This window comes from Streptomyces inhibens (genome assembly GCF_003389455.1).
GTDB classification, from domain to species: Bacteria; Actinomycetota; Actinomycetes; order Streptomycetales; family Streptomycetaceae; genus Streptomyces; species Streptomyces inhibens.
This window is the reverse complement of record NZ_QUAC01000030.1, coordinates 1-18,501: the sequence shown is the minus strand read 5'-3', so window position 1 is coordinate 18,501 and position 18,501 is coordinate 1. Positions and strand designations below refer to the sequence as shown.

At 70.7% G+C, this 18,501-nt stretch carries 19 protein-coding genes; 5 read left to right on the top strand and 14 right to left on the bottom strand.

Annotated features, from left to right (window positions below):
• Window positions 1-48: 48 nt before the first annotated feature.
• The 6 genes from DY245_RS05105 to DY245_RS05080 all read right to left on the bottom strand — a co-directional run bounded on the left by DY245_RS05105 (window position 49) and on the right by DY245_RS05080 (window position 5,646).
• On the bottom strand, window positions 49-579 hold the full coding sequence (locus DY245_RS05105; RefSeq protein ID WP_128503960.1) for a hypothetical protein: 531 nt from the start codon (window positions 577-579) through the stop codon (window positions 49-51).
• The gene (locus tag DY245_RS05100) at window positions 576-2,360 is read right to left on the bottom strand and encodes a nickel-dependent hydrogenase large subunit (protein ID WP_128503958.1); all 1,785 of its coding nucleotides are present in this window, start codon (window positions 2,358-2,360) and stop codon (window positions 576-578) included. Before DY245_RS05100 ends, DY245_RS05105 begins: the two co-directional genes overlap by 4 nt.
• 84 nt (window positions 2,361-2,444) lie before the next feature.
• The gene (locus DY245_RS05095; RefSeq protein ID WP_128503956.1) at window positions 2,445-3,533 is read right to left on the bottom strand and encodes an NADH-quinone oxidoreductase subunit B family protein; all 1,089 of its coding nucleotides are present in this window, start codon (window positions 3,531-3,533) and stop codon (window positions 2,445-2,447) included.
• A gap of 266 nt (window positions 3,534-3,799) precedes the next feature.
• On the bottom strand, window positions 3,800-4,543 hold the full coding sequence (locus DY245_RS05090) for a DUF4232 domain-containing protein (RefSeq protein ID WP_128503954.1): 744 nt from the start codon (window positions 4,541-4,543) through the stop codon (window positions 3,800-3,802).
• A 340-nt stretch (window positions 4,544-4,883) separates the two neighbouring features.
• Complete coding sequence (locus DY245_RS05085; protein ID WP_128503952.1) at window positions 4,884-5,204, bottom strand: hypothetical protein; 321 nt, start codon at window positions 5,202-5,204, stop codon at window positions 4,884-4,886.
• A complete protein-coding gene (locus DY245_RS05080) occupies window positions 5,164-5,646 on the bottom strand; it encodes a right-handed parallel beta-helix repeat-containing protein (protein WP_128503950.1) in 483 nt (160 codons plus the stop codon). The genes DY245_RS05085 and DY245_RS05080 overlap by 41 nt, the downstream gene beginning before the upstream one ends.
• Window positions 5,647-5,721: 75 nt before the next feature.
• Between DY245_RS05080 and DY245_RS05075 the strand changes: the two genes are divergently transcribed.
• A complete protein-coding gene (locus tag DY245_RS05075; RefSeq protein ID WP_128503948.1) occupies window positions 5,722-6,414 on the top strand; it encodes a FadR/GntR family transcriptional regulator in 693 nt (230 codons plus the stop codon).
• 63 nt (window positions 6,415-6,477) lie between these two features.
• Here DY245_RS05075 and DY245_RS05070 read toward each other — a convergent pair whose 3' ends face one another.
• Both DY245_RS05070 and DY245_RS05065 read right to left on the bottom strand, forming a co-directional pair.
• Complete coding sequence (locus DY245_RS05070; RefSeq protein ID WP_128503946.1) at window positions 6,478-8,874, bottom strand: MFS transporter; 2,397 nt, start codon at window positions 8,872-8,874, stop codon at window positions 6,478-6,480.
• A 422-nt stretch (window positions 8,875-9,296) separates the two neighbouring features.
• Window positions 9,297-10,001 carry a ScbR family autoregulator-binding transcription factor gene (locus DY245_RS05065; protein WP_128503944.1) on the bottom strand — a complete coding sequence of 235 codons (705 nt, stop codon included), beginning with the start codon at window positions 9,999-10,001 and terminating at the stop codon, window positions 9,297-9,299.
• A gap of 174 nt (window positions 10,002-10,175) precedes the next feature.
• On the opposite strand from DY245_RS05065, the gene DY245_RS05060 reads away from it, so the two are divergent.
• Together DY245_RS05060 and DY245_RS05055 are read left to right on the top strand one after the other, a co-directional pair.
• Window positions 10,176-11,159, top strand: a complete 984-nt coding sequence (locus tag DY245_RS05060; RefSeq protein WP_128503942.1) for a ScbA/BarX family gamma-butyrolactone biosynthesis protein — start codon at window positions 10,176-10,178, stop codon at window positions 11,157-11,159.
• Between the two features lie 219 nt (window positions 11,160-11,378).
• Window positions 11,379-12,143, top strand: coding sequence for an SDR family NAD(P)-dependent oxidoreductase (locus DY245_RS05055; protein WP_128503940.1), 765 nt, complete (start codon window positions 11,379-11,381; stop codon window positions 12,141-12,143).
• A 45-nt stretch (window positions 12,144-12,188) separates the two neighbouring features.
• On the opposite strand, the gene DY245_RS05050 is transcribed toward DY245_RS05055, so the two are convergent.
• The 5 genes from DY245_RS05050 to DY245_RS05035 all read right to left on the bottom strand — a co-directional run bounded on the left by DY245_RS05050 (window position 12,189) and on the right by DY245_RS05035 (window position 15,901).
• On the bottom strand, window positions 12,189-12,941 hold the full coding sequence (locus DY245_RS05050; RefSeq protein WP_128503938.1) for a 2OG-Fe(II) oxygenase: 753 nt from the start codon (window positions 12,939-12,941) through the stop codon (window positions 12,189-12,191).
• Between the two features lie 65 nt (window positions 12,942-13,006).
• Window positions 13,007-13,519, bottom strand: coding sequence for a methylated-DNA--[protein]-cysteine S-methyltransferase (locus tag DY245_RS05045; protein WP_128503936.1), 513 nt, complete (start codon window positions 13,517-13,519; stop codon window positions 13,007-13,009).
• Complete coding sequence (locus DY245_RS05040) at window positions 13,516-15,051, bottom strand: AlkA N-terminal domain-containing protein (RefSeq protein ID WP_244942838.1); 1,536 nt, start codon at window positions 15,049-15,051, stop codon at window positions 13,516-13,518. The genes DY245_RS05045 and DY245_RS05040 overlap by 4 nt, the downstream gene beginning before the upstream one ends.
• A 203-nt stretch (window positions 15,052-15,254) precedes the next feature.
• Window positions 15,255-15,431, bottom strand: a complete 177-nt coding sequence (locus DY245_RS44115) for a hypothetical protein (protein WP_181923524.1) — start codon at window positions 15,429-15,431, stop codon at window positions 15,255-15,257.
• A 242-nt stretch (window positions 15,432-15,673) separates the two neighbouring features.
• Window positions 15,674-15,901 carry a hypothetical protein gene (locus tag DY245_RS05035; protein WP_128503932.1) on the bottom strand — a complete coding sequence of 76 codons (228 nt, stop codon included), beginning with the start codon at window positions 15,899-15,901 and terminating at the stop codon, window positions 15,674-15,676.
• 109 nt (window positions 15,902-16,010) lie between these two features.
• Here DY245_RS05035 and DY245_RS05030 point away from each other — a divergent pair, with 109 nt between their 5' ends.
• Both DY245_RS05030 and DY245_RS05025 read left to right on the top strand, forming a co-directional pair.
• A complete protein-coding gene (locus tag DY245_RS05030; RefSeq protein WP_128503962.1) occupies window positions 16,011-17,216 on the top strand; it encodes a cytochrome P450 family protein in 1,206 nt (401 codons plus the stop codon).
• 96 nt (window positions 17,217-17,312) lie between these two features.
• A complete protein-coding gene (locus DY245_RS05025) occupies window positions 17,313-17,918 on the top strand; it encodes an HD domain-containing protein (protein WP_128503930.1) in 606 nt (201 codons plus the stop codon).
• Between the two features lie 371 nt (window positions 17,919-18,289).
• Here the strand turns inward: DY245_RS05025 and DY245_RS05020 are convergent.
• Window positions 18,290-18,501 (bottom strand): NAD-binding protein (locus DY245_RS05020; protein ID WP_181923523.1); only part of this gene is annotated, 212 nt, incomplete at its 5' end.

Genomic DNA, 18,501 nt, shown 5'->3' with positions numbered 1-18,501 from the left:
GGTGGGCGGCCGGCGGTCCGAGGCGCGGCGGCGCCGTCTGCCGGCCGCTCACGAGGCGGTGGCGGCGGTCGGCGGGCGGCCGGCGATCTGCAGCAGGGCCGGCTCGGGCTTGCCCGCCGCCTCCCACTGCACCGAGGTCACCTCGGGCGCGAAGCAGGCGACCGCGGCCTCGACGGCTTCTTGGGCGGCCTGGGTGGTGCTCGGACAGCCGCAGCCGCCGGCCTCGGCCGACCGCAGCCGTAGCGTGCCGGTGTCCGCGTCGAAGTCGGCCACCTCGGCGGCGTGCCGGCTGCGGACGCTGTCCAGGGCGCGGGCGATGCGTGCCGTGGTGTTCTCGGGGTGCAGATCGTGCAGCACGAGCAGGCTGCTCACCAGCTCGTCGCGCAGCAGCGCCGTCTGCGGGCCGCCGTCGCCGGTGCCGTGCTCCAGCAGCTGCATGATCCGGGCGAGTCCCGCGCCGTAGAAGTCCATCAGGACGCGGACGAGCTCCTCGGCGGCGGCGCTCGCCTCGCGGTCGTCGCGCTGCGCGAGGCGGTCCAGGACGTCTTCGACGCGGCGGCCGGTGGCCTCGGCGCTCATCCGCCCAGTCCGCTCAGGCCGGTGGGCACATGCATCTTCTGTACGGACTTGCCGTTGCCGACGTACATGTGGACGCCGCAGGGCAGACACGGGTCGAAGCTGCGCACCGTGCGCATGATGTCGATGCCCTTGAAGTTGTCCGGGGAGTTCTCCTCGAAGATCGGGGTGTTCTGGACGGCGTCCTCGTACGGGCCCGGGGTGCCGTAGGTGTCGCGGGTGGAGGCGTTCCACGGCGTCGGCGGATACGGGTGGTAGTTGGCGATCTTGCCGTCCCGGATGACCATGTGGTGCGAGAGGACGCCGCGCACCGCCTCGGTGAAGCCACAGCCGATGGACTCGTCGGGGACCTCGAACTTCTCCCAGGTCTGGGTGCGTCCGGCGCGGACCTCTTCCAGGCCCTGTTCCGCGAAGTGCAGCGCCATGGCGGCCGCGTACGCCTGGAAGTAGGTGCGGGCGCGGTTGCGCTCCAGCGCATTGCTCCACTTCGGGATCTTCCATTCGAAGCGGGTCTCGGGCTTGGTCATGCTGCGCGGCAGGTCGATGACCACGCTCTGGCCGGTGGCCTTGACGTAGGGGGTGTCGACGAGCCCGGACAGCGCGGTGGACCACAGGCGGGCGATCGGGCCGCCGCCGGTGTCCAGTGCCAGGTGTTCCTTGCCGTCGAACCAGCGCGGCGACATCACCCAGCTGTACTTGTCGGCGAAGTCCCGCTTCTGCGGGGCGGGGATGGTGTGCTGGTTCCACGGGTGGCGCGGGTCGACGGGGTTGCCCAGCGGGTCGTGGGTGACGAACTGCTCCTGGCCCTGCCAGTCCTGGTAGTAGGAGCTGCCGAGCAGGATCCGGATGCCGAGGTTGATCTCGGTGAGGTCGTTGGTGACCAGTTTGCCGTCGACGATGATGCCGGGGGTGACGAACATCTTCCGCCCCCAGTCCGTCATGTTGCGGTACGTGAAGTCGCAGTGCTCCGGGTCGTTGAGCGCGCCCCAGCAGCCCAGCAGGACGCGCCGCCGGCCGACTTCCTCGTATCCGGGCAGCGCCTCGTAGAAGAAGTCGAACAGGTCGTCGTGGAGCGGGACGACGCGCTTCATGAACTCGACGTAGCGCATCAGCCGGCTGAGGTAGTCGGTGAAGAGCTGGACGCTGGCGACGGTGCCGACGCCGCCCGGGTAGAGCGTGGAGGGGTGCACATGGCGGCCCTCCATGAGGCAGAACATCTCCCGGGTGTAGCGGCTGACCTGGAGCGCCTCGCGGTAGAACTCGCCCTCGATGGGGTTGAGGGAGGTCATGATGTCGGCGATGGTGCGGTAGCCGTGGTCGCCCGCGTGGGGGGCTTCGGTGCGCTGGGCGAGCTCCCAGACGCCGGGGTTGGTCTCGCGGACCATCTTTTCGCAGTAGTCGACCCCGACCAGGTTCTCCTGGAAGATGTTGTGGTCGAACATGTACTCGGCGGACTCGCCGAGGTTGATGATCCACTCCCCCAGGTGCGGGGGCTTCACGCCGTACGCCATGTTCTGCGTGTACACGGAGCAGGTGGCGTGGTTGTCGCCGCAGATGCCGCAGATCCGACTGGTGATGAAGTGCGCGTCGCGGGGGTCCTTACCGCGCATGAAGACGCTGTAGCCGCGGAAGACGGACGAGGTGCTGTAGCACTCCGCCACCCGCTTCTGCTTGAAGTCGATCTTTGTATGGATTCCGAGGCTGCCCACGATCCGGGTGATCGGATCCCAGGACATCTCCGTCAGACCGCTGCCGTCACCGGCCGCCTTCGTCTTCGGTGCCATCGTGTGTGCCGTGCCCTTCTTTGCGCGCGGAGGTGGGGGTCGGACGGAGGGTCCGGGCTGATTCGGGCGGCTACGGGTGTGCGGTCACCATGGTTTCCGGTAGCCGGTGGTCAGTTGGTCGCCGCGGTGGCGCCACTTGGGCTCGTGGTCGACGGTCTTGGCCGTGATGTCCCGCAGCCGGCGCACGACGCTGCCGTAGGCGGCGCTGGCGGTGCTGGAGATCTTGCCGCCGGGCGGCTCGTCCATGAACGGCATGAACTTGTCGGGGAAGCCGGGCATGGTGCAGGCGATACAGATACCGCCGACGTTCGGGCAGCCGCCGATGCCGTCCATCCAGCCCCGCTTGGGCACATTGCATTTGACCACGGGGCCCCAGCATCCGAGCTTCACCAGACACTTGGGCGAGTCGTACGTGGTGGCGAACTGGCCCTGTTCGTAGTAGCCGGCCCGGTCGCAGCCCTCGTGCACGGTGTCGCCGAAGAGCCAGGTGGGCCGCAGCTGGTCGTCCAGCGGGATCATCGGGGCCGCGCCCACCGCCTGGTAGAGCAGATAGACCAGCGTCTCCGAGAAGTTGTCCGGCTGGATCGGGCAGCCGGGCACACACACGATCGGGATCCCGGCCTTGGACGTCCAGTCCCAGCCCAGGTAGTCGGGCACCCCCATGGCGCCGGTCGGGTTGCCGGCCATCGCATGGATACCGCCGTACGTGGCACAGGTGCCGATCGCGACCACCGCGAGCGCCTTGGGGGCGAGCCGGTCGATCCACTCACTGGTGGTGATCGGCTGACCGGTCTCGGGGTTGTCGCCGAAGCCGCACCAGTAGCCTTCCGGCTTGATCGACTCGTTGGGGATGGACCCCTCGATGACCAGCACAAAGGGATCGATCTCGCCGCGTTCGCCCTTGAAGAACCACTCGATGAAGGTGTCCGCGCCCTGGACCGGACCGGATTCGAAATCGATCAGTGGCCAGTGGACGGCAACCTTGGGCAGCCCCGGCAGCACACTGAGCGCAATCTCCTCGATGCTCGGCTGGGTCGCGGCGGTGAGCGACACGGAGTCGCCGTCGCAACTCAGGCCGGCGTTGATCCAGAGAATGTGGATCGGGGACTCGTCCTCGGCGGACGGCTTTCCGTTCGCTGCGGCCTTGGGGGCCACGCTCGATGCTGCAGACATGGGGATGTCTCCTAGGCAGATATGCAACGAAAGCGCTCATTCAAGGCTTCCATCCACCTTGGTAACACCGATCCCCAGGGCCGGGGCGGTCACCGGGGGCCGTTGCAGTGACGCCTCACCCGGGTACCCGATCCGCCGGGCGAAAGCGCCGCGGCCCGGACGCGGCACGCCCCCGGCGGGTGGCCGGGGGCGTGTCGTCGTGGCGGTGTCCGTCGTCTCGTCGTGGCGGTGTCCGTCGTCGAGGGGCCGGTCCGCGGACCGGTTCGTCAGCCCAGGGACCCGGCCTCCACCGCGGTCACATCGAACCGTCCGCCGCACACCCGCAGTCCGCGGCTGCCGGTGGTCATCGACTCCTTGGAGCCGGGCGGGTAGGCGTAGACGATCTGCGAGTTGGCCCAGCACGGGGTGTCCGAGAAACCCTCGTTGAGGGTGTGCAGCAGGGCGTGTGCGCTCTGTCCCGGCTGGAGCCGGACGGCGCCGCCGGCGCCGCCCTCGCGGGTGGCGGGCTTGCCGACCTGCGAGCCGTCGCGGTTGATCAGCGAGACCCCGGGGAAGCCGCGCAGCGTACAGGCCTTCTTGCCCTTGTTCGTGAAGACGAGGGGGTAGCGGATATTGCCCGCACCGACGTCGGAAGCGCCCAGGCGCAGCGACATGGTGGCCGCGGTGCAGCGGTCCGACGCCGTCATCGCCGAGCCGTGCGGCGGTGCGGCGGCGCTCGGGGCACCGTTCGTCGCCTTGCTCCCGGAGACGGCCGTCGCCGCATTCGCCGACGGGCGCTCGCCGGCGGCGGAGGACTGCTGCTTCACGCCGGACGGCGTCTTGCTGCTGCCGGACGACTGCGCGCCGTTGCCGCTTCCCGCGTCGGACGTGGCGCGTGCGGCGGCCGACGAGGGGCGGGACTCGGCGCCGGTCCCGTCCTGGCAGGCGGTGAGCGTGAGCGCCGCGACGGCGATCAGCGATCCGGCGGCGACACGACGGCCGCGGCCGAGTGTCTTGATGGTGAGCGACATAAGTGTCCCCCTCGTCTGGTAGGTGCGAGCTCTCGTATGGGTGCGCGGTCCGTCCGTTGCCCTTCCAGCGTGACCCCGGTCACTGCCGGTCCGCTAACGAGGCACTAACACACCACTAACGATCCGACGCGTGCGGCGCGCCGATGACCCAAGAACCTCTTTGACCAGCTGGGATTCCGGCGCGTTGCTCAGGCTCGCAGAAAATTCCCGAGTTGCGGATGCGGCACCGCCAGGTTCGGCCGTTCCGCCGACCGAAACCGACCGCACCAGCGGTCCCGGCAGCCTCACCGACCCCAGTGAATCCGCGGGTCCCGGGCCTGCCGGTGCGGTGCCCCGCCGCCTACTTCCCGGGCCTCTGGTCGGCGCCGATGTTCGGCGGGTCGGGGACCGGGTTGCCGTAGTAGTCACGGTCGCCGCCGCCCGGGACCCGTACGCCCGCGCCCAGGGCCGGGGAGCCGGCGCGCAGCCGTACATCGTCGGGGCCGACGAACCGCGGGTCGGCACGCACGGCCCCGGTGTCGCCACCGGGAATCCCGGAAATACGGGCGTAGAGGTTGCGGTCGTAGGTGTTGTGCGGGTCGGCGATCGGCGAGCCGGCCGCGGCGCCGGCGAAGATGTTGTTACGGAAGGTGACACCGCCGGGCCCGTTGCTGCTGACCATGGCCGTGCCCGGGACGCTGGTGGCGACGGTGTTGTTGTGCACCAGCGTGTGGGGTCCCGGGGCCGCAGACGACCGAAATGACGCCATAGGGCGCGGAGGTGTTGCGGTCATTGACGCTGACGTTGTAGCGGACGCTGTTGCGGTCCGACACCATCCCCTCGCCGTTGCAGATCAGCAGGAAACCGCCCTCGTTGTCGTGGCTGTAGTTGTACTGGTAGACGTTGCCGTTGTTGCCGCCGTCGATGTTGTACGCCATCGAGTCCCGGGTGCCATGACCGCCGGTCACCTCGTTGAACTGGTACAGCACCCGGTCGGAGTTCCAGGCCCAGATGCCGGCGTTGTAGCCGCCGGAGCGGGTGTTGAAGCCGTCGACGAGATTGTGCTCCACCCGCGCACCGACGGCGGCCTGGACGACGATCCCGTCGCCCAACTCCTCAGACAAGCTGAGAACCTGAGATCTCGGCACCCGAGACGTAAGCGCCCGGGACCGAGCACCTGAACGGAGAGGTGACGCGGGATGTCGCTCGACGCGCTCCGCCCCAGCCCCCTGGTCGAACAGGCCGCCCAGCGACTGCGCGACCAGATCACCGGCGGGCACTGGCCGGTGGGCACCAAGCTCCCCGGCGAAACCACCCTGGCCAAGACGCTCGGCGTCGGCCGCTCGACCGTGCGCGAAGCCGTACGGGCCCTGGCCGGCGCGGGGTTGGTGCAGCCGCGCCAGGGCGCCGGCGTCTTCGTGATCGCCACCGAGCCGGCCGAGGACTGGCCCACCCGTCTGCGCCGCGCGGCCGTCGCCGATGTCTACGAGGTCCGCGCGATGGTCGAGGTACAGGCCGCCCGTCTGGCCGCCGTCCGGCGCACCGACGCCGATATCGCGGCCATGCGGTCCGCTCTGGAGGGACGGCGCACGGCCGCTGCCGGACGCGACGACGCGGCGTTCGTCGACGCGGATATCGCGCTGCACGCGGCCGTGGTCGACGCCGCGCACAATCCCGTACTGACCGATCTGTTCACCGAGTTCGTGCCGGCGCTGCGGCAGGGCCTGATCGACCTCGTGGAGCTGCTGGGACTTCGCGGCCAGGACCCCCAGCACGGCGGTGCCCGTCATGCGGCCCTGGTCGAGGCCGTCGCCGACGGGGACGGGGAGGCGGCGAGCCGGACACTGCGGGCCGAATTCGACGAGACGGCAAGGCAGTTGGCGAAGGGCTGAGGGCGGCCGCGCCGCGCCCCTCCTCTCTCCCCCGCTGGCCTTCGGGGGAGAGAGGGCCGTACGTCAGCCCGTGGCGGCGGACGGCTGGGCGAGGTCCAGGTCGAGGATCTCGTCGGCGCCGCGCGCCAGGGATATCGGGGCGGCGTGGGGCGGGTAGCCGGCCGCTGTGAGGGTGTAGTGGCTGCCGCTCAGGTCGGAGAAGGCGAAGGCGCCGTCCGCGCCGGTGACGGTGTGCCCGGTGACCGTGCCGTCCTCGACGAGGGTGACGGCGGCATCGGCCAGCGGGCGGCCGTGCGGGCCTCGTACCGTGCCACGGACGGTCGCGGACGGCTGCAGCCGGGCGTCCTGCCGCTCCGGCGCGGCGCCGGACAGTTCGACGGCACGGGCCTGCGGCTGGTGGCCGGGGGCGCTGAGGACCAGGGTGTAGCTGCCGGGCGACAGCCGGCCGACGTCCCAACTCCCCTCGGCGCCCGATGTCGTACGGGCCACCACGTCGCCGCCGGCATCGGTGACCACGACGCTCCCGCCGGCCAGCGGGGTGCCTTCCCGGCCGCCGAGCAGGATGCCGCCGAGCCGCCCGGAGCCGGCGAGTATCAGATCGAGCTCGGCCGGAGCGCCCTCGCCGCGGTAGGTGGCGGAGGCGGCGTACGGGGCGTGGCCGGGCGCGGCGCCCGTGAGGACGTAGGTGCCGGCAGCCGGAGCGCCGAGCGCATAGCGGCCGTCGGCGCCGGCCGTGGTGACGCCGGCCTGGCGCCCCTGCCGGTCGATCAGGGTGACGCTCGCGCCCGGGACCGGTGCGCCGGACGCGTCCGCGACGCGGCCCCGGAATCCGCCGCGCCCGGCCCGTTCGGGCAGTGTGCGCACGGTCGGCTCAGTGGCCGCTGCCGCGAGCCGCTCCACGCTCTCCGCGCCTCCCCCGCCTCGTGCGCCGGGCACACCGACCGCGCCGTCCGCCTCCTCCGCACCGTCCGTGCTCTGCGCGACCAGGGTCGGACGGGATGCCTTCCGCTGCGACGGCAGGAAGGACGCCAGCGCGACGCCGACGAGGACCGAGGCCGTGGCGATCAGGAAGGCGACCCGGAAGCCGGCCATCGTGGGCACCGTGACCGGGCCCGCGCTCGTGGACATATGGGCCAGCACCATGCCGATCACGGCGCTGGACACCGAGGTGCCGATCGAGCGCATCAGGGTGTTCAGACCGTTGGCCGCGCCGGTCTCGGACGGGTCGACGGCGCCGATGATCAATGCGGGCAGCGACGAGTAGGCGAGACCGATACCGGCGCCGAGGACCACCGCGATGATGACGGTCTGCCAAGGGGCGCTCATCAGGCCGATGCCGGCGCCGTAGCCGAGCGCGATCACCAGCATGCCCAGCAGCAGCGACACCTTGGGGCCGCGCAGTGCCGCGATCCGCGCGTACAGCGGGGCGACGAACATCATCGTCAGGCCCAGCGGCGCCACGCACAGACCGGCCACCACCATCGACTGACCGAGGCCGTAGCCGGTCGACTTGGGCAGCTGCAGCAGCTGCGGCAGCACCAGCGAGACCGCGTAGAACGCCACTCCGACGGTGATCGAGGCGAGGTTGGTCAGCAGCACCTCGCGGCGGGCGGAGGTCCGCAGATCGACCAGCGGATCGGCGATGCGCAGCTCCATCACACCCCACAGCAGCAGGATCAGGGCCGCGATGCCGAACAGGCCGAGGGTGGTGGGTGAACCCCAGCCCCAGTCGCTGCCCTTGGTGAGGGGCAGCAGCAGCGCCACCAGCCCGGCGGACAGCCCGATGGCGCCCACCACGTCGAAGCGTCCCGGGGCGCGCACCGCGGTCTCCGGAACGACGAGGAGGGTGAGCAGCATCGACAGCACGCCGAGCCCGGCGGCGCCGAAGAACAGGGTGTGCCAGTTGGCGTGTTGGGCGACCAGGGCCGCGGCCGGCAGCGCGAGCCCGCCGCCGACGCCGATGGAGGAGCTCATCAGGCCCATGGCCGACCCGAGCCGTTCGCGCGGCAGCTCGTCGCGCATGATGCCGATGCCGAGCGGGATGGCGCCCATGGCGAAGCCCTGTAGCGCCCGGCCGACGATCATGGTGAGCAGGTCGCTGGTGAATCCGCAGATCAGCGAGCCGACGACCATGACCGCCAGGCTGGTCAGCAGCATCCGGCGCTTGCCGTAGAGGTCGCCGAGGCGCCCCATGATGGGCGTCGAGACGGCACCCGCGAGGAGGGTGGCCGTCATCACCCAAGTGGCATTGCTGGGCGCCGTGTTGAGCAGCACCGGCAGGTCCTTGATGACCGGCACGAGCAGCGTCTGCATCACCGCGACGACGATGCCGGAGAACGCGAGAACCGGAACGATGCCGCGGGTTCTACGGCGCCCGCCCACAGCCGGGTCGGGCACCGTTGGCGCGGCGGCGGTGGTCGCCGCCCTTCCGGGTAGCTGGTCCGTCGTCGTCCGGGTCATGCGTGCGGCCTCCAGGGCGGCAGAGGTGAATGGGTGTCGTCGGGGGCCGGCAGAGCAGCGGCGAGCGGCAGGCGTGGGGGATCTCGGGCGTCTTCTACAGGCGTCGTCTACGGGCGTCGGCACAGCCGAGCCGTTGATACGTGCATGCCGAACGTTTTTTCTCGGAGCCCTATTCCGCCGCACAGGGCGGCATCCCACCACAACGGCGGTGATCTGCCTCACGCTTACCGCCGGCCGCCGCACCCGTCAACCGTCGAGAGGCGCCGCGGATCCTCCGCGACGCCTCTGTCATGCACGACGTGACCCGTGCACCTCTCCACGATCAACACCGTCTGCGCGGTATGTTTTTGCCGCCTTCAATGTCCTAAATATTCAGCATCATCCAGTTCGGACTCAGCCGCTCCGGCCCGGCCCGGCGAGTCTCAATGCAGAGCAACATCAGCGTCGGCACTCGCATCGGCGCCGGTCTCGGCCTCGGCCTCCGCCAGTACCTTCCCCTGCAGAGCGGCGTCGAGTTTCGCGCCACGCTCCGGGTCCAGGTTCAGCTTGGCGAGGATGGCCGGGACCGCAACGCTGGGGAGGGTGTGCTCGAAGAAGACCGTCAGCCTGTAACAGAGATCAGCCTGATTGGTCAGCGCGTGGGACATCATCTGGAGCCCGGCGAATGCGCCGACGAACAGCTCGGCGGTCTCGTGTACGACAATGCTCTCCAGGACTTCGCCGCGCTCTTTCGCCTCGGTCAGCAGGCCCTCGACGAACCGGGTCCACGACAGCATCGACCGCTTACGATCAAGGCGGTTGGAGCCCTGCTCGACCGCCAGCCGCGCCGCACCGCGCTGGATCGGATCACTGCGCAGCCGGAACGCCAGCACCTGACCCGCGTCGACAAATTCCTGCAGCTTGATCTTCTGCGGTTCCACCGCAATGTCGACCACATGCTCCTCGAGCACCGCGAGCGCGAGCTGCTCCTTGGAGGCGAAGTGGAAGTACAAGGCGCCCTTCGTCACGCCGGCGCGTTCCAGAACTTCGGCGATGGTCGCGCGGTCGTAGCCCTGGTCGTCGAAAACCGACGCGGCCGCCTCCAAGATCACTCGCCGGGTCCGGATCGCGCGGTCCTGTTGTGCCACAGGACGCCTCCTGTCTTTCGAAGTTTTCAAGTTCCGCAACAGTTAGCTACAGCTCAAGTCGCCGCTAGATCAGCTACTTACCCCTTTTCGTCGACCTGGCATTGAAAATAAAACCGGATGGTACGTATCTTAACAGCGATGGACCTCATCCCGTAGAGACGCCTGGGGGCAGTCATGAGCGACACGATGCACGTCAGCGGCACGGTACAACCCAGGGCTCCACATCAACTGCGCCTGAATCGGAGCCAGCGCTCCACACCGCGGACCCGCCCCAGCGCCCATGTCCCCCGCGAGTTCGTGCACCGTCCCCTCGTCGACGACATTCTGGTCACCTCGTGGCACAGGCGGGACGACTCCCACTTCTCGCTGACCGCCCAGTGGCCGCACGATCATGGGTACTTCATCCCCAACCACGGCCGCCACCATCTCATTCTCACCGGCGAGACCATTCGCCAGGCGGGGCTGCTGCTCTGCCACACCGAACTCGGCGTACCGGTCGGCCACCACTTCATCCTCGGCGACCTCGTCTACACAACGCACCCCGAGCATCTGGCCGTTGGCAGCGGGCCCACGCCGCTGACCATCGATGTCACGTGCAGCAAGATGCGGATGCGGGCCGGCACCATGACCAGCGGCCGGTTCGACATGACCATCCGTAAGGGTGGACGCATCGTGGCGACGGGTCACTCCAACGTCACCGTCACCTCTCCCGCCGTCTACCGCCGGATCCGCGGCGAGCGGCTGACCGCACGGCGCACCCTCGGCCCGCTGCCCACGTCCGTCCCGCCCCGGCTGACCGGCAGCCTCTCCGACAGCGATGTCCTGCTCGCCCCCACCGACCGGCCCGACCGCTGGCTGCTGCGCATCGCGCCGGGCCACGCCGCGGTCGTGAACCCGGCGAACGACCACGTTCCCGGCATGGTGCTGCTCGACGCGGCACAGCAGGCCGCCCGCGTACTGACCGCCCCCGATGCCTTCGTGCCGTACGCCTTCGGTACCGAATTCCGCCGCTACGCCGAGCACGCCACTCCGTGCGTGATCGAGGCCCGCCGGGTGCCGTCGGCGCTGCCCTGCACCACGACGGTCCAGGTCACCGGCTCCCAGGACGGCGAGCCGGTGTTCGTCTCCACACTGACGGCGCTGGACCCACGCCCCTGAGCGAACAGCTCACGGATGCGTCCTGGGCACCTCCCCGACGGGCAGCAACAGCCCGCACCCACCGGAAGTCGCGCGGTACGGAGCACTCGTACCCCCCGGCCGACAGCCGGCTCAGGAACCTGGCCCCTACAGCCGTGTGCTCGTCAGCCGGCCTGAAGACATCGCCACCGATCGCGGCGGAAGCACGCCCACCACAGGCAAACGGAAGGCCTACACATCATGGGTGACCTCAAAGGGAAGACCGCGCTGGTGACGGGATCCAGCCGGGGCATCGGCCGAGCCATCGCCCAGCGCCTCGCCCAGGACGGCGCGCTGGTCGCCGTCCACTACGGCAGCAATGACCTCGCGGCCAAGGAAACGGCCGAGAGCATCGGAAGAGCCGGCGGCCAGGCCTTCATAATCGGCGCGGAACTGGGGATTCCCGGTGATGCCGAAGCCCTCTTCGCCGCCTTCGACGCCGAACTCGCCGCGTACGGCGCGGAACCCGGCCTCGACATTCTCGTCAACAACGCAGCGCTCAACTTCCCCGGGCACATGGATGACGTGACTCCCGAGGAGTTCGACCGCACCATCGCGGTCAACACCAAGGCCCCGTTCTTCATCGCCCAGCACGGTCTGCGCCGGATGCGTGACGGCGGACGCATCATCAACATCTCGTCGGCGGTGACGAGTACGGCGCTCCCGTCGCAGATCGCCTACAGCGTCTCCAAGGGCGGGATGGACACCCTCACACTCACCCTCGCCAAGGATGTCGGCGAGCGCGGGATCACGGTGAACACCATCGCCCCCGGCTGGGTCGAGACCGAGGTGACCGCGGCGCGGAGGGCGACGCCCGAGGGCCGGGCCGCGCTGGCGGCCTATTCGGTGTTCAACCGGATCGGGCAGCCCGCGGACATCGCGGACGTCGCCGCGTTCCTCGCGTCGGACGACTCCCGCTGGATCACCGGCCAGCGCTTCGACGTCACCGGCGGCTCCATGCTCTGAGCCCGTCGCGCACTTCCCCGGGACCGGGTCGGCGGCAGGGCGTCTTCAGGCGTCGTGGAAGACCAGGCCCAGGGAGTGCCGGTGGCCCGAGCGGACGGTACTGACACCGTGGCGTACGGGCCCCGCCGACCAGCCCCGCGTGGCGCGTACGGGGCGGTCGCGGGTGGTGAAGACCAGGCCGTGGCCCTGTGGCAGCACGGTGCTGGTGCCGCGGGACTGGGCGCGCGGCCGCTGCTCGACGAGGAGGAATTCACCACCGGTGTAGTCGGTGCCCTGCTCGTCCAGGCCGACGACGACCTGGAGGGGGAAGACCATCTCCCCGAAGAGGTCGCGGTGCAACGCGTTCCAGTCGCCCGCCCCGTAACGCAGCAGAATCTGGGAGGGCTTGGTCTGCCCGGCTTTGTGGCACAGGGTGAGCCACTCCCCCAGCGTGTCCGGCCAGGGCGCCGGCCTGCCCAGCCGGTCCGCCCAGTCGCGGGCGATCTTCAGCAGATACGGGTAGAACGCCTCGCGCAGCGCCTGGACCGGCTCGGGCAGCGGGTCGGCGAAGTAGCGGTACTGGCCCGAGCCGAAGCGGTGCCGTGCCATGTCGATGGTCGAACGGAAGCGCTCGGCCTCGTCGTACAGCGCGCTCAGCGCACGGCAGTCCGCCGGGGTGAGCAGCCGTGGGGTCAACGCGCAGCCCACGGTGTCGAGTTCCCCGGCCAGAGCCGTCCAGTCGGCGGCCGCCACACGCTCGGCGGGCACGGTGGTGGGGCGGGCCCGGTGCTTGGTGGTCGTAGGGGTCGTGGTGGTCATGACGTGCTCCAGCGGGGCGTCGGGCGGGGGCGGCTCACGGGGATCGGAGGCGGCGCCGGGCGGGCTCAGGCCGCGTCCGGTACGGCGCCCTCAAGGCCGAGGAGCTGCCGTTTGCGTTCCGGCCCGCCCGCGTAACCCGAGAGCGACCCGTCCGCGGCGATCACACGGTGGCAGGGCCGGACGACGAGCAGCGGGTTGGCGCCGATCGCCGTTCCGATCGCGCGCACCGCACCGCGCGCCGCACCGATGTCGGCGGCGATCCGCCCGTACGTGGTCGTGGTGCCGTACGGAATGGCCTCCAGGGCCTGCCACACACGCTGCTGGAAGTCCGTGCCCCGGGTGCTCGCGTACTCGATGCTGAAGCGGGTCAGCTTGCCGTCGAAGTACGCATGGAGCTGCTGGACGATCTCGGTGAACGCGGCCGGGTCGTACGTCCAGCCGTCCTGGACGGTCGCCCCGCCCTTCTGACCGGGCAGGGACAGCGAGGCGAGTGCGGTACCGCCCGGCGCGGTGGCCGATTCCTCGCCGACCAGCAGAAGTTCACCCAACGGGCTGTCGAGGGTGGCGTAGAGCGTCATGGGCCTGTGCTTTCGGTGGTGGGAGGACGGGCGGTGGTGCGGGTGGCCGAGGCGTTGCGGGCCGGCACGTTCCAGAAGTGGTGCATCGCGTACGAGCGCCAGGGGCGCCAGGCCTGCGCGTGCGCCTTCAGCCCGGCCGTCGAGGCCCCGGCCCGACGCATACCGGCCAGTACGGCCACATCGCCGGACAGCAGCACATCAGGGTCCCCGAGGGCTCGCATCCGGATGTAGCCGGCGGTCCACGGGCCGATGCCGCGCAGACCGAGGAGCGCGCGCTCGGCCTCGTCACGGTCGGCTCCGGCGTCCAGAGTGACGGCGGCGCCGGCGAGTGCGGCGCTGAGAGTGCGCAGGGTCGTACGCCGCGACTCGGGCATCCCGAGTTCCGCGAGCGAGGCCTGCGCCAGGTCATCGGCACGGGGGAAGAGATGGGTGAGCGCGCCGGCCGGCTCCGGCAGCGGCTCTCCGTAGGCGGCGACCAGGGCGCCGCCGAGCGTGCGGCCCGCGGCGACCGATACCTGCTGGCCGAGTACGGCGCGGACGGCGAGCTCGTGCGGGGCGGGTGCGCCCGGCGAGCGCAGCCCGGGGCGCTCGGCCACCAGCCGCGCGAGTACCGGGTCCTCACCGAGCCGTTCGGCAACCGCGTACGGATCGGCGTCCAGGTCGAAGAGGCGGCGCACCCGCTGGCCGGCGGTGGTGAGATCGCGCAGCTCGGTGAGGTGCAGCCGGCAGTCCAGCCAGCCGTCGCCGGGCGGCTCGTCGACCTCGGCGATGCCGGGTCCGTGCGGCAGCCGCAGGGTGCGCCGGTAGGTGCGGGCGCCGGGCTCCCCGGTGACGTCCTCGATACCGGTGAGCGCACGCCGCTGGAGGTGGTCGAAGATCTCCCGTGCGGCGTACGGGCCGCGGAAGGCCAGCCGCAGGGGCAGCACGCCGGGCGTGGCGAGCGGGGCCACCGGGCCGAATCGGGCTCCCTTCCCGGGGCGGGCGGCGCGCAGCTCGCTCGGGGTGAGCGCGTAGATCTCCTTGATGGTGTCGTTGAACTGCCGCACGCTGGCGAAGCCGGCCGCGAAGGCGATCTCGGCCGCCTGCAGTCCGGTGGTCTGCAGCAGGACCCGGGCGGTATGGGCACGCTGTGCCCGCGCCAGTGCCACGGGTCCGGCGCCCACCTCGGCGTTCAGCTGCCGCTGCACCTGCCGGGCGCTGTAACCGAGCCGGTCGGCCAGCCCGGAGACTCCTTCCCGGTCGACCACGCCATCGCCGATCAGCCTCATGGCCCGCCCGACGACATCGGCGCGGGCATTCCACTCGGCGGACCCGGGCACCGCATCGGGCCGGCAGCGGCGGCAGGCACGGAAACCGGAGCCCTGAGCGGCCGCGGAGGTCGGGAAGAAGGTGACATTCCGGCGTCGCGGAGTGGTGGCGGGGCAGCTCGGCCGGCAGTAGATCCCGGTCGTGGACACGGCGAAGAAGAACGCGCCGTCAAACCTGGCGTCCCGGCTGCGCACCGCCTCGTATCTGCTGTCCTCGTTCGTCACAAGGTCCACTGTGCAGCAGGTCGGACGGCGGCGCTGGCGGAAATCGGACGGCGAGTTCGGGGGTCGGGTCCGGGAGTCGAGTCCGGGCCGCGTACCCCGGTACGCCCGGCGCCCCTGGGGACGCCCCACCCCCATCCGTCCGACAACACTCGTCAGCAGGACGGCAGTTCGGGCAGGCCGTCCTACCCGGCGAGGGCTGGGCGTTACGACATCGCCGCCGCGAGGATCACCAGAACCACGACCAGCACAAGGGTCTCCCAGCGCATGGCCCGCCGCAGGACGCTCCAGGTCGGGAGGCTCGCGGTCCGGCTGTTCCCCGTCGGGCTACCGGTATCGCCACTGTCTCCGCCGTAGCCGCCGCTGTCCCCACCGTCGCTCACGGCGTGCCCCCGGTCTCCGGCATCTCCGGACTCTCCGGCATTTCCGCCCCCTCTGTCGCGCCTTGCCGCGTGAAGTGTCCCGGCCGCCGTGCGTGGTTTCGGTCGCCGTGACAGCTTCCCCCATTCATACCTGCTCCGGCCGTCACCGCATGCGGTGGCCGCCGCGGGCCGCTCTGTGTGGCGGTACTGCGCACAGCAGGTGCCCGGCCGGGAAGAGTCCGGCCGTCATACGGGGTGAGCGGTCACGCCGGCGGCATCGGCCAGTCGTTCAGTGAGCCACCGCGCCATTCGACGAGCCGCGGGTCGTCGAGCTCGATGTCTTCTGCCGGGCCGGCGACTCCCGCGCGGCGGAGGAATTCGGCGACATCACCGCGGCCGTGGGCCAGGCCGACGATCTGCCCACGCACGGTCACCCGTCGGCCACCGGACGGCGTCGGCGGGTGCACGATGACAGGCGGGTGCTCGGTCATGCCTCCAGCGTGCGCCGGGCTCCGCGCTCGCGCACGTCGACAGCCGCCGCGAGCGTCGATCCTTGAGGCCGCAACCACTCGCTAGGCTGGCCGAGTGGCACACCACCCCATGGACTCTGCCGAGTTCTCCCGGGACCCGTATCCGCTCCTCGCCGCCTTGCGGGCGCGCGGGCCCGTACAGCGGATCGGGACGGGCAACGGCCGGACGACATGGGTCGTCACGGGATGGGCGGAGGCACGTGCGGCGCTGGCGGATGCCCGGCTGTCGAAGGACACCGCCCGCTACTTCGCCGACCGGCCCAGCGGCCGCAATCTGGCCCCCGCCGTCAGCCGTACCATGCTCGCCACCGACCCGCCGGAGCACGGCCGGCTGCGGAAGCTGGCGATGACGGCGTTCACCCCGGCGGCCGTCGCACGCCTGGAGCCCCGTATCCGCGAGATCGCGGCGGAGCTGGCCGATGCCCTGGCGGCGCGCGGGTCCGCGGACCTGATGGAGGGGTTCGCCGTACCACTGCCGATCGCCGTGATCAGCGAGCTGCTGGGAGTTCCGGAGTCCGACCGTGCGGCGGTACGGCAGTGGTCCAACGAGCTGTTCGCCGCGGCGGACCCGGACACCGTGGACCGTGCCTCACACTCCCTCAGCGACTACATGACGCAGCTGATCGCGGCCCGGCGCGCGGCCCCTGGGCACGATGTCCTCAGCGGTCTGATCGCCGCGCGTGACGCCTCGGACCGACTGTCCGAGCCCGAACTCGTCTCGCTGGCCGTGCTGTTGGTCGTCGCCGGGCACGAGACGACGACCCATCTCATCGGCAACGGCATGCTGGCCCTGCTCCAGGACGACGCACTCCGTGCCTGCTTGGCGGCCGAGCCCGCTCTGCTGCCCGCCGCGGTCGAGGAATTGCTGCGCTACGACGCCCCGATCACCATGGCGACCTTCCGCTATGCCACCGAACCGATCGACCTCGGCGGCGCCCGGATCGCGGCGGGGGATGTCGTACTGGTCTCCCCCGGCGCCGCCAACCGTGATCCGGCGCAGTTCACGGCGCCCGACGCCGTACGCCTGGACCGTCCCGGCCGTACGGACCGTGGGGAGCGTGCGGACCGTCCGGGCGGGCATCTCTCCTTCGGGCACGGTCCGCACCACTGCCTGGGGGCGCCGCTGGCCCGCGTCGAGGGCCGGATCGCGTTCGAGGTGCTGCTGACGCGTTTTCCGGACATGCGACTGGCGGCGGAGCGCGAGGATGCGCCGGAGTGGCGGCGTACGCGCCTGATGCGCGGCCTGGCGAGGCTTCCCGTGACCCTCGGCCGATGAGCGTCCACCCGATGGACTTCCACCGACGAACCTCGACCGTGAACCTGGTCCGCTGAACCTCGACCCGGCGGTCCGGCGTACGCGACAATCGCGGCCATGACGATGGATGATCTTGTGATCCCCGAAACCCGTGCCTGTCGCGCCGCACTGGAGGTGGCGAGCGCCTACTGCTCGCCCGCACTGCTGAACCACTCCGTACGGGCATATCTCTGGGCAGCCGCCTACGCCTCGGCGAACGACATCGCCTTCGACCCCGAACTCCTCTATGTGTCCGCGATGTTCCACGACATCGGGCTGGTGAAGGAGTTCGACAGCCACACCGTGCCGTTCGACGAGGCGGGTGGCCATGTGGCGTGGGTGTTCGGTGCGGGCGCCGGATGGCCGGTGGAGCGGCGGGTGCGGGCCTCCGAGGTGATCGTCCGGCACATGTGGGACGAGGTGGACGTCGCACTGGATCCGGAGGCGCATCTGCTGGTGTTCTCCACCTCGTTGGACATCTCGGGGCAGCGTCCCGACGCACTGCCGGCGGAGCTCCGCGCAGAGGTGCTGCGGCGCCGGCCGCGGCTCGGCCTCGGCGAAGAGTTCCTGGCGTGCTTCCGCAGCCAGGCGGAGCGCAAGCCGGACAGCTCGGCGGCGGACTCGGTGCGCAACAACATCGCCGCACGGATCGCCGCCAATCCGCTGGATGCGCATCAGCCGTAGCGCCCACGGGAAAGCCCCGGCCAGACGGGGGGAGCTGGCCGGGGCTGCTTGGGGGGGGTGCTCCATGAACACCCGCACCCGATGAACGGTAAACAATGGACGGATGTGTCGTGAAGAGAACGTGAGAGTCATCACATCTCCGACACCATGCTCCGACATCGCGCACCGACCTCACACGCCGATGCCACACACCGACGCCGCGACTGCGGTGCGGCAGTCGCGGCGTCGGCCGTTCGAGGGTGGTCGCGGCACGATCCCGCGAACCGGNCCGACCTCACACGCCGATGCCACACACCGACGCCGCGACTGCGGTGCGGCAGTCGCGGCGTCGGCCGTTCGAGGGTGGTCGCGGCACGATCCCGCGAACCGGCTCAGCTTTCGGTGGTGTGTCCGGAGAGGCGTTCGACGCCGCGTAGGAGGGCGGAGTGGTCGAGGCTGCCGTCGCCTTGGGCGCGGAGGGAGGCGACGAGGCTGGCGACGAGGGTGCCGACGGGGAGGGCGGCGCCGACGGTGCGGGCGGCGTCGGTGACGATGCCCATGTCCTTGTGGTGCAGGTCGATGCGGAAGCCGGGCTTGAAGTCGC